The following is an 11,839-nucleotide window of genomic DNA, read 5'->3' as shown; positions in this document are numbered from 1 at the left end:
CTGGGGCTTTACCGGTCGGTTTCGGATTCACTGCGCTGCCGGTACCGGCTCCAGTTCCCGGAGATCGAAGTACCCGCGATATCCCTGCATGTAGACGGCCGCCCGGTGTCCGAAGAGGACGGTTGCCTCCGTAGCGGTCTCGAGTTCTCCGTAGCTTCCTGCGGTGGACCGGAATCGGGAACCAACCGCATACCGCTCATTCCATTTCCGGACCACCTCCCCGGCGCTTTCGGTCGTCTTCTTCGGGCTTCCGGGTCGCACTTTCCCGGCGTTTTTGATTTCGCGGCGGATCTTCTCAAGCAATTTCGTCAGCACATTACCGTGACCGATCTCCTCGAACTCCATGCCGGGATTTTCGAGGAGGTGCTCCATGGAGTCGGACCACCGTACGGCGTGCACCATCTGCTGGGTCAGGTTCTCCTTGACGAGGTGATCCTCATAGGCCCGCGCGGTCACATTGGAGATGACCGGTATGCGCGGCTTCGAGAAGGTCACTCCGGCGAGGAACTCCTCGAACTCCACGCGGGCCGGCTCCATGTACCGGGAATGGAAGGCCCCGCTCGTCCGCAGCGGCATGAACAGGTGGTTTCCGGTCTGGAACAGCGGCTTCGCGGCTTCGATGTCCTCGGCCCGGCCGGAAATCACCGTCTGCGACGGCGTGTTGAAGTTCGCCAGATCAACGGAGTCGAGTCCGTTCTCCGCGAGGATCGTCCGGATCTCCGACTCCGAGGCGTTCAGCACGGCTGCCATCCCGCCGCCCGACGCCCGGCCCATCAGCTCTCCGCGCTTGCGCACCAACCGCAGGCCGGTCTCGAAGTCGAACACCTCGGCCGCCAGTAACGCGTTGTATTCGCCGAGGCTGTGACCTGCGACGAAGTCGGGAACCTGCCCGGTCTCCCGGAGCTTGCGGTAGTAGGACAGGGCGTTGACGACATACATCGCGGGCTGCGTGTACTGCGTCCGGTCGAGCAGTCCGTCAGGGTCCTCCAGGCAGAGGTCCATGACGGAGTAGCCCAGGATCTCGTCGGCCGAGCGGGTCAGATCCTCGAATTCATCGAAAAGAGAAGAACCCATCCCTTTCCGCTGCGCCCCCTGTCCGGGGAAGATGTAGGTCCTCATGGGAAATCCTTCCTCAGCTGGTCTCGACGACCGCGATCATGTTCCACCCTCACCCTGCCAGAAAATCCGCTCCCTCGGCTACCTGTATCCCGAAAGAATCGAGGACGCCTCACGCATCAGTTCCTTCGCCATCTGGTCCGGATGACGGTTCCTCCAGTTTTCCCACGGTGTGCCACGCGCCCATTGATTGAAAGCCCCGAGCGCAGGACCGGTGTGGATCTGCACGTTGGCCCGATCGACATCGGCCTCCATGAACGACAGCCGACTGCTGTAGCCGTAGTACCAGCGGAAGAGCAGAGCCATGCGCCGCTTCGGGCTGCGCTCGGCCCGCTCGATCTCCGACTCACGGCCCGTTTTCCGCAGGTGCTCGCAGGTTTCCCGCCAGACGTCCTCGGCGCTCTTCTTGAAGTACGCGTCCTGAATCTGCCCCCGGGTCTCCTGCGGTATCTCCTCCCACGACTCGTAGCTCTTGTACAACGCGTACAGCCGGTTCGCCCGGGCGGGAAACAGTACGCCCTTCTTCAAGACCTGGACCTGGGCGCCGATCTCGAACATGTCGCCCGCCGGGCAGTAGTCGGTGTCCTGCACGTCGATGCCCTGCAACCGGTCCTTCACCGCGTCGCTGACGCGGGCCTCGACCGTGCACTGGTTGATGGATCCGGTCATGACGAAGTCGGCGCCCATGGCGAAGGCGGCGGCGACCGCGTGCGGCGTCCCGATCCCGCCGGCGAGCCCCAGACGGATTTTCTCGCCGTACCCGAACTCCCTTGTCATGCGCAGCCGCAGGCTCTGCATCGACGGCAGCAGCACGGTCGACACCCCCCGGTCGGTGTGGCCCCCGAATCGGCTTCCACGGTGAGGTCCTGCGCCACCGGAACCCCGCGGGCCAGCGCGGCCTGCTCGCGGGTGACCCGGCCCTCGGCCACCAGCCGCTCGACGACGGCCTCCGGCGCGGGGCTCATGAACTCGCGCGCCACCTCGGGCCGCGAGACCTTGGCGACGATCCGTGTGTCACGGGCGACCCCCCCGTCCGGCCGGGAGCGCAACCCCGACAGATGGAACAGGACCAGGGCCGGGGTGACCTTGATGAAGGCCGACGCCTCGATGACGCGCACACCCTGGGCGAGCAGCATCTCGACGTTGGCCGTCTCCCGTGCCGGGTGCCGGAGGTCGCACAGCAGATTGACCCCGAAGGGCCGGTGGGGCTCCAGGTGCCGCCGGATGTGGGCGATGTCGTCCGTCACCCGCTCGGGGTTCAGGCCGGCGGCTCCCAGGAATCCCATGAAGCCCGCCCGCCCCATGGCGACCACCAACTCCTTCGAGGCGATACCCCGGTACATCGACCCCGCCAGATAGGCGTAGTCGACGCCGAAGTCCCGGCGGAAGGAAGCATCGCCGAGCCGCTCCGGCGCGTCCTCGTCGCGTTCTCCCGCCGCACTCACTTCGTGTCCCTCGCCTTCTGGTGGCGTGTGACCCACGCCTTCGCCACGGGGAGGCGCCTGCCGCGCTCGCCGGAGTAGAGCAGCTTGCAGAACGACCGCACCGTGGTGAGCGCCGCCGGGTCGCCGAGCATCACGAAGTGGTTGGCCGAGTCCACGTCGATCTGGTGGAAGTTCGGCAGGTGCCGCTGCCACTGCGCCCAGTAGACGGCGTTGTCCAGGACCGCGCCGTCCTCCTGCGTGGAGAACAGCGGCTCCATCTCCCCGTAGAACAGGCCGCTTCGGTTGCGGAAGTAGAAACAGGCGACCGACTCCGGCCGGGGAAGCGGCGCGATGTCGTAGTCCAGCAGTCCGTAGGCCTCCTGAACTGCCAGATTGCGCAGCACGCGGGTGCGCAGCGTCCGCGGGTCCCCCCTCAGCCCGCGCTGGCGCGCGAGGGTGAGCATCCGGTCGAGCAGGGCGTCCTCGTCCTGACCCCAGTCGATCTCGCGGACGGACACCAGCGTGTCCGCGAAATCCTTCGGAGCCGGCTTGGACGCGGCGAACAGCAGGGCGTTGACCTGCTGCAACAGCATGTCGGGGCGCGACATGGTCACCTCCCCCACGCTGTCGTCGTAGGTGTCCACCATGACGATGCTCTCGACCGTCCCGCCCTGCTCCTGGAGCCGACGGGTCACCTCGTAGGCCAGCAGGCCGCCGAACGAGTAGCCGCCGAGGTCGTAGGGCCCCTCGGGCTGGACCGTGCGGATGATCTGCGCGTAGTGCGTCGACAGCGCCCGAATCCCGTGGAGCGGCTCGCTGTCCGTCATCCAGCCGCGGGCCTGGATCCCGTAGAAGGGCCGTTCGATGCTGTCGGTGATCGACGCGTAGACCTCCACGCCGCCGAGCCCGCCGTGGAACCAGAAGACCGGCCGGCCCTCGCGAGCAGCGTTGAGGTGGACGACCTCCGGGATACGCACCGGCGCGACGGGAGCCGGTCCGGTCCCGCCGGATGCGCCGGCCCCGGACCCGAAGCGCCGCACCAGGTCCCGGGTCGACCGGCACTCGCTCAGCGCACGGAGGTCGGCCAGGGGGTCGACCTCGATCCGCAGCGCCTGGAGCAGCTGCGTGGCGTGGATCGAGCTGAAGCCGAGGTCCTCCAGCGGCGTCGCGAGGTCGAGTTCGTCCGTACGCATCCCCAGCAAGTCGGCGACGGTGGCCGTGATCCGGTCCGCGGCTCCGCCGGCCGTTGCAGCGGACGGCGGAGGGGTGACCGCCGCCGGAGCGGTGACCGCGGTCGTGGCGTCCCCTCCCTGGGGCGCAGGCACCCAGTACCGCTTCCGGTCGAAGGGGTAGCCCGGCAGCGACCGCAGCAGCCGCGGGGTCCGGTCGCCATGCCGCACCGACTCCCAGGGCACCTTCCCGCCTCGCGCCCACAGCAGGGCCAGTTTCTCCAGGTGGTTCTCGGCCAGCAGCTCGCGGACCAGTGCCTCCCCGGCCCGCCCGCCGAGCAGCAGGTCGAGGTCGGAGTCGTCCCGCCCCGCATTGCCGGTGAACAGCGGTACGGGGGCGCTCCCCTCGGAACCGTCGAGGTAGTGGGTGAGGCCCGCGGCGAGCCCCTTCAGGTTCCCCGTCACCAGTGCCAGCCGGACGTGCATGGCCTCGCGCCCGCAGCGGAGTGTGTGGGCGACGTCCTCGAGGGACAGGTCCGCCCGCGTGGACAGGAACTCCAGCAGCCGGCTCGCGACGGCCCTCAGCCGGTCCTCGGTGCGCGCGGAGAGGACCACGATCTGCGGCGCGGGGGCGGACTCCCGGGGTGCCGGGACGACAGCGTCGTCGGCCTCGGGCTCCGCCGTGTACTCCTCCACGACCAGATGGGCGTTGGAGCCGCCCGCCCCGAAGGAGTTGACGGTCGCCCGCAGCGGGTACTCCCGTTCCTCGCCGTCGAGGTCCACGACGGGCCGCTGCCACGGCTCCGCCTCCTGCGGCAGATAGAACGCGGTGCCCGCGAGCTCGACCCCCGGGTTGAGCCGGCCCTTCCCGGCGAAGGGGACGAGCCGGCGGTGCGCGAGCTGCAGGACGACCTTGCTCAGCTGGGCTATGCCCGAGGCCGCCTCCATGTTGCCCAGCGTGGACTTGACCGTGCCGATGGCGCAGAACCGCTCGTCGCGGGTGCGCGCGCCGAAGGCGTCCCGCAGCGCCGCGAATTCGATGGCGTCGCCCATCTGGGAACCGTTGGCCGACACCTCGGCACAACTGATCGTGCGCGGGTGGACGCCCGCCCGCTCCAGGTTCTCCGCGATCAGCCGCTCCTGCCGGGCCGGGCTCGGCACCATGGGGCCACTGGTGCGGCCCTTGTGGTTGGTCGCGCTCGACCGGATGACGGCGAGGACCTCGTCCCCGTCGCGGAGGGCGCTGGACAGCGGCTTCAGCAGCACCGCGCCGACGCCCTCCGCGGGCACGAAACCGTCCCCGTCGAGGAGAGCCCGGCTGCCGGGGTCGCTGCCCGTGAGGCCGGTGAGGCTCAGCCCCAGGTACTTCTTGGGGTGCAGGGAGAGGTTGACGCCACCGGCGATCACCATGTCACTGCCGCCCCTGCGCAGTTCCTCGCAGGCCATGTGGATCGCGACCAGCGACGAGGAGCAGGTGGTGTCGATCGCGAGGCTCGGACCCTGCAGATCGAAGAAGTGCGAGACCCGGTTGGCGATGGCACCGTGGCTCATCACCGACGTGATCGACTCGTGCGCGAGGTCGGACGACAGCAGCTGGTAGTGCTGGTACATCGCGCCGACGTAGACGCCGACCCGGCCGCCGTGCGCGTCGCGCAGTCGGTCCCGGGTGTAACCGGAACTCTCCAGCAGGGTCCAGACGCACTCCAGGAACAGGCGCGTCTGCGGATCCATGATCGCGGCCTCGCGCGGTGAGACGTTGAAGAACGGTGCGTCGAAGTCGGCCGCGCCGTCGAGGAACCCGCCCCACCCTGCGGGGGTGCCGGGCCCGCTCCGGTCGGAGTCGTCGGAGGGGTCGTGCTTCCAGCGGTCCCGGGGCACTTCCGTGACGCAGTCCCGTCCCGCGACCAGGTTCTCCCAGAACTCGTCCAGGTCCTGCGCGCCGGGGTAGCGGCCGGCGAGTCCGATCACGGCGATCGCGTCCTCGCGGGTCACGGGCCGGGGCGCGGGCCGCACGGTCTCGGCCGGTGACGGCGCCTCGGCCGGTGCCGGGGGCCGTACGACGGTGACCGCGGCGCCGGCATCGGACGCGGCGAACCGGTCGGGCTCGCCGTGGACGCCGACGACCGTCCGGACCGCGTCCGCGTGGGCCTGGAGGAAGTAGGCGCTCAGCTCGTGGAGGTTGCGGTGCTCGAAGAAGAGCGTCTTCGACAGGGAACCGAATTCGGTCTCCAGCCTGTTGGTGAGGGAGAGCGCCAGCACCGAGTCGATGCCGAACTGCTCGAAGGGCGCCGCCGCGTCGATCCGGTGACCGGGCACCTGGAGCACCTCGCTCAGCGTCTGCCGGAGCCACGCGACCACAGCGGTGCGCACCGGGTCGGCCGCGCCGCCCGTCGCCTGCCGGGTCCGGCCGACAGCCGGCACCGGCACCGGGCCCGTCCTCGGGCCGTCCACCGGGGCGGCCGACCGCGGCGGTGCGGGCCGGGACGCCTCGGGCGCCGCCGGTCGGCCCAGCACGGCACGCCTGATCCGGTCGGCGTCGCCCGCGACGACCAGGACCTGGCTGTGCGGCGCCTCCAGAGCGGCGTACAGGGCGCCCAGGCCCGCGCCGGTCGGCATGGGCGTCATGCCGAGCCGCTCGCGCATCATCGCCTCGGTGCCGGGATCCACCCGCATCCCGCCCTCGGCCCACAGCGGCCAGTCGACCGACACGGAAGCTCCCGAGCGCTCACCGCGGTCGACCAGCTGCCGCCGGTGGTGCGTGTAGGCGTCCAGGAACGCGTTGGCCGCCGCGTAGTCGCTCTGTCCGGCGTTGCCGAACACCCCCGCCGCGCCGGAGAACGACACCAGGAAGTCCAGCGGTACGTCCCTGCTCGCCTCGTCCAGGTTCACCAGGCCGGCGACCTTCGGTGCGAGGACCGCGCGGCAGTCGTCGGCGGTCTTGCCGCGTACGAGGCCGTCGCGGAGCACCCCGGCCGCGTGGATGATGCCGTGCAGGGCGCCGTGCTCCCGCAGGATGCCGTCCACCAGGGAGCGCACGGCGGCGGCCCGGGTGACGTCGACCCGCGCGTGGCGGACGTCGGCTCCCCGGTCGCGCAGCGCGTCCAGGAGGGACTCCTGTTCGGGTCCGAGCGGTGAGCGGCCCGCCAGGACGATCGTGACGTCGCGCACCTCGGCCATGTCCCGTGCGACGAGGGTGCCGACGCCGCCGAGGCCGCCCGTGACGAGGTAGACCCCGCCACTGCGCCAGGGCACGCGGGCCTCCGCGGACGTGCCGCCCTCGCGCCAGCCGAGGACCTCGACGCGGTCGGCCCGGAATCGCACGCAGGACGCGTCGGGATGCCGCCGGGCCGCGGCGAGCCGCGACATCGTCCGCTCGGCGGTCTCGGCCGGGTCGACGACCACCACCTGCGGCAGCAACCCCGGCTCCTCCGCCTGCGCCGACTTCAGCAGCCCGAGCAGGCCGCGGGTGGCGGCGAGTCCGGCCTCGTCGGGGACGACGAGCTGGACGCGGACCCCGTGCCGCACGCCCTCGGCCATCAGGCGGCGCAGGTGGTCCAGCGCCTGGACGGTGTACTCGGTGAACCGCTCCGCGATCCCGGGCGCGGCGGAGGTCAGCCGCAGCAGCCGCGCCGCCGGATCCCGCCGGGCGAGGAGTTCGCCGAGGACTGGCAGGTCGGGCAGCAGCACGACGCGTTCTTGCGGTGCGACGTCCGGGTCGCCGCCCGGCGGGGCTTCCCGCCAGACCGGCAGGAAGCTGACGCAGGACACCGCGTCCGGCCCGTGCCCGCCGACCTCGCCCTCGAGGACGCGGTAGGACATGCCACGGATCCGGACGCGGACCCGTCCTCCGTCGTCGCAGAGGTCGATGTCGAGCTTGAAGACCTGTCCGTCCGCCCGGGAGCCCGCGCCGAAGCGGATCCAGGCCCACATCGACTCCGGGCAGCCGCCGAGCACTTCGAGCTCGTCCAGGCCGAACGGGAGGGAGGGCTTCATGCCGGACACGTCGAGTGCTTCGGCCGCGCCGGTCGCGAGACCGATGCCGAGCGATGCCTGCAGGGTCGCGTCGAGCAGGCTGGGATGCAGGACGAACGCGTCGCGAGCCGCACGGACCGAGCCGGGCAGGACGAGGCGGGCGAGGATCTGGCCGCGGCCGATGTGCAGCCGCTCCAGGCCCCGGTGCGAGGGGCCGTAGCGGAATCCGATGGCCTCGTACGCGCGGTACAGCTCGGCCGCGGTCAGCTCCAGCTGGTCGCACGCGGCACGGAGGGCCGGGAGGTCGAGCTGCGCCTGCGTCACCGCCCTCCGCACCACCTGCCCCTGGCTGTGCACCACCGGGGCGGCGCCGGACGCCGGACCGGGCGTGCCGGTGATCTCGTAGTCGGCCTCGTCGGGGCCCTTGGCTGTGAGGGACGTGACGAGGGTGACGGGCTCGGCGTCCACGGCCACGGGCCGCGCCCACACCACGTTGCGCAGGGCGACGGCGTCGGCGCCGCCACCGGGCCCGGACGTTCCCGGGGTGAGGGCGGCGGCGGCCCGCGCCATCTCCAGGCAGGCGACGCCCGGCAGCACCTTCCGTCCCTTGACCACGTGGTCGGTGAGGAAGTGCTCCTCACCGGTGAACCGTGTGCGATAGCGGCGGGCGGCGAAGTCCGAGACGTCCTCGTGCAGCAGCGGGTGCGGCCCTGCCGTGCCGGGACGAGCCGGGGCGAGCACCCGCTGCTCGGGCACCCAGTACCGGTCCCGGGCGAACGGGTAGGTCGGCAGCGGTACGCGGGTGTGCCGGCCCGTGCCGAAGAGGGCGGCGTAGTCCAGGTCGTAGCCCTGGACGTAGAGGTCCGCGACGGTCGACAGCGACTCGGTGCGCGATGCCGGGTCGGTGGCGGCCTGCCGGAGGCAGTCGTTGCCGAGGTTCCGCAGCGCGGCCCGCTCCTCGATCCCCTGCGCGGGGACCTGGCCGGCGCTCAGGCGGGGGCTCTGTTCCCCGTCGAGCCAGGTGCGCAGGGTCCGGACCAGTTCCGCGCTGTCGCGTACGACCCAGGCCAGCCGGTGCGCCAGGTGTCTGCGGCCGACGAGGAGGGTGAAGGCGATGTCGCCCGGGTCCAGCCCGGGCCGCTGCTCGCAGTGGTCGATCAGGCGCTCGGCCTGCTCGACGAGTTGCCCGGCGGTGGCCGCGGAGAGAGTGACGAGGTGCGTGGTGGGTACGGTGGTCGCGGTGGAGGGGCGGACCGCGCCCGGGGCCTCCTCGAACACGATGTGGGCGTTGGTCCCGCTCACCCCGAAGGAGCTGACCGCGGCACGTCGTGTGCCGTCGCTCCCGGCGGCCCAGGGGCGGTTGACCGTGTTCACGTAGAAGGGACTGTCGGACAGGTCGATGTGCGCGTTCGCCCGCTCGAAGTTGATCGAGGGCGGGATGGTCCGGTGCTCGAGCGAGAGCAGGACCTTGATGGCTCCGGCGACGCCGGCGGCGGTGATGGTGTGGCCGAGGTTGGACTTGACCGAGCCCAGCGCACAGTAGTCGCGTCGGTCGGTGTACCGGCGGAAGGCCTGCTTCAGCGCCCGGTACTCGATCGGGTCGCCGAGCTTGGTGCCCGTGCCGTGCGCCTCCATCATCTGGATGCCGTCGGGGCGGATGCCGAAGGTGTCGTAGACCGAGGTCTCCAGCCGTTCCTGGGACGCGGCGCTCGGCGCGGTGATCCCGTTGGAGGCGCCGTCCTGGTTGATCCCGGAGCCGCTGATGACGCCCCGGATGTGGTCGCCGTCGGCGAGCGCGTCGCCGAGCCGCTTGAGGACGAGGACCCCGACGCCCTCGCCGGGCACGAAGCCGTCGGCCCGGTCGTCGAAGGCGTGGCAGCGGCCGCTCGCGGAGAGCATGCCGGCCCGGCCCGCCAGCACGTAGAACTGCGGCGTGCACTGCAGGGAGACGCCGCCCGCCAGGGCCATCTCGGTCTCACCGCCCCACAGCCCCTGGCAGGCGAGGTGGACGGCGACGAGCGAACTGGAGCAGGCGGTGTCGACGGCGATCGCCGGGCCCTGGAGGTCGAGATGGTACGAGATCCGTGCCGGCATCGCCGAGAGCGCGTTGCCCCACATGGACTGCGGGGGCGCCTCGGCGCCGAACAGCTGCGCATAGCCGCTCTCCTGGCAGCCGACGTACACGCCTACGCGCCGCCCCCGGGTGCCGGAGCCCGCGTAGCCGGCGTCCTCCAGGGCTTTCCACGACTCCTCGAGGAAGAGCCGCTGCTGCGGATCCATGTACGTGGCCTCGACACCCGAGATGTTGAAGAAGGCCGGGTCGAAGCGGTCGATCCCGTCGATGAAGCTGCCGCGTTCGCAGCCCTGCGCGTCGGCCGGGTGGTAGCGCGACAGGTCCCACCGCGAGACGGGCCCGGTGAGGTCGTGGCCCTGTGCGAGGTGCTCCCAGAGCTGCTCGACGCCGGCCGAACCGGCGAACCTGCCGCTCATGCCGACGACGGCGATGGGCTCCCTGGCCGGGGCGCCCGCGGCGGTCAGCCCCGCGTGCGTCCCGGCGGGCCGCCGGGACGCGGATGAAGACGGCGCGGGCTCCTCGGGCGCGACCCGCTGCCCGGTCGGCCGCGGTGCGGCGGGTTCGGCCGGTGCCGCCGGGAGCGCGTGGTCGACGATGTGCCGCGCCAGCCGGTTGACGGAACCGTGGTCGAAGAGGTCGGTCGTGGCGAGGTCGGTGCCGAGCGCACGGTTGATCTCCTGGATCAGCCGCACACCGATGATCGAATCGACACCGTAGTCCATGAAGGCGTCATCCGCGCCGATCCGTGACCGGTCGAGCTTCAACGACAGTCTCAGCTGCTCGAAGACCGTGTCCCTGACCCGCTGTTCCGTCGCCTCGCCGGAGGCGGCCTCCCGGCTCTCCGGCCGGGCGGGGGGCTCGTCGACCGTTTCCCCCGCCGGGGCCGTCGGGGCCGCGGCCTCCCGGGCCGCCTGCCGGACGACGCCGTCGCTTTCCGCGGCGATCACCTGGTAGCCCAGCTCGTGCAGCCGCAGCGCCGGGAAGGACACGGAGTCGAATCCCTCGTCGTCGAGCACCTCCTCCCAGGTCTCCGGGGAGAGGCCGGGGCCGCCCGGCATGCGCAGCTCGTCGTCCTCGTAGAGCCACCAGCCGTCGAGGAGGCCGAACGTCAGGTGGGTGAAGAGCGAGTGGGAGGAGAGCTCGTTCGCCAGCAGGACTCCGTGCCGCTTGAGCGCGCCTTTGGCGTTGCGCAGCGTCCGGCGGATGTCCTTCGTGGCGTGCAGCACGTTGGTGGCCAGGACGAGGTCGTAGGAACCGGGGGCGATGCCCTGCTCGGCCAGCGGTTCCTCGACGTCGAACAACCGGTAGTCCAAGTAGGGGTACCGCGGCCCGTACTCCTCCTCCGCGTACATCAGGAAGGACTTCGACAGATCCGTGTAGGAGTACGTCTCGACGTGCGCCGCGAAGGGCTCCAGCCGCTCGAGGACGGTGACGCTCCCGCCGCCGGTGCCGGCGCCGATCTCCAGGATGCGGACGCGGGCGGCCGGGTCGGCGCGGACGATCTCCCGCACCACGGCGGCCGCGGCGTCCGCGAGAATCCCGTTGAAGCGGTCGGAGAGGGGGTTGTCCCGGTAGATGCGCTCGACCAGCTCCATCGACGAGTCGGGGAACATCACGTCGGTGGCGAGCACCTCGCCGCGCAGGATGCCCGGCAGCGCCCGCAGCGTGGCGTCGAGCAGCGTGAACCGCGCGCGCCGGCCGGTGTCCCCCCGTGCGTCGGCGCCGTGTTCCTCCCATTCCGACCACGCGGCGGAGCCGTCCACCGTCACCGCCGGGACCGGCCGCGAGGGGGAGCCGCTCAGCAGCCCGCCGACGCGCAGCCGGCGCACGGATTCGTCCAGCCAGCGCCGCAGTCCGCCGCCGGGGAGCGGGGCCGGAGCCGCTCCGGACAACCGGCCCGCGCTCATGAGCTGGAGAAGCAGCAGGCGGCTCAGCAGGTCCTCGTCCAGGCCGGATCCGGCACCGGGCGGCGCGCCCGCTGCCGGATCCGTCGTACCGGCCTGCTCCCGGCACAGGTGGCGCAGGGGAACCCGCGTGCCTTCGGGCGCCATCGCGATGGATTCGCGCCGGATGTCGTTCAGCAT

General features: G+C 71.5%; 4 protein-coding genes. All 4 read right to left on the bottom strand.

The annotated features are described in order from the left end of the window. Window positions 1–27: 27 nt before the first annotated feature. Complete coding sequence (fabD, locus tag GL259_RS36735; protein WP_159538029.1) at window positions 28–1,119, bottom strand: ACP S-malonyltransferase; 1,092 nt, start codon at window positions 1,117–1,119, stop codon at window positions 28–30. 78 nt (window positions 1,120–1,197) lie between these two features. Next, window positions 1,198–1,938, bottom strand: a complete 741-nt coding sequence (locus GL259_RS38050; protein WP_208026572.1) for a hypothetical protein — start codon at window positions 1,936–1,938, stop codon at window positions 1,198–1,200. After that, window positions 1,890–2,561, bottom strand: coding sequence for a nitronate monooxygenase (locus GL259_RS38045; RefSeq protein WP_208026571.1), 672 nt, complete (start codon window positions 2,559–2,561; stop codon window positions 1,890–1,892). Before GL259_RS38045 ends, GL259_RS38050 begins: the two co-directional genes overlap by 49 nt. Next, complete coding sequence (locus GL259_RS36725) at window positions 2,558–11,839, bottom strand: SDR family NAD(P)-dependent oxidoreductase (RefSeq protein ID WP_159538028.1); 9,282 nt, start codon at window positions 11,837–11,839, stop codon at window positions 2,558–2,560. The genes GL259_RS38045 and GL259_RS36725 overlap by 4 nt, the downstream gene beginning before the upstream one ends.

Origin of the sequence: Streptomyces sp. Tu 3180 (assembly GCF_009852415.1) — a bacterium.
Lineage (GTDB): Bacteria > Actinomycetota > Actinomycetes > Streptomycetales > Streptomycetaceae > Streptomyces.
This window is presented reverse-complemented; position numbering and strand designations above follow the sequence as displayed.

Excerpts from the sequence above, each read along its gene's own strand:
- fabD (WP_159538029.1), bottom strand. The coding sequence starts at position 1,119 with ATGAGGACCTACATCTTCCCCGGACAGGGGGCGCAGCGGAAAGGGATG.
- GL259_RS36725 (WP_159538028.1), bottom strand. The coding sequence starts at position 11,839 with ATGCTGAACGACATCCGGCGCGAATCCATCGCGATGGCGCCCGAAGGC.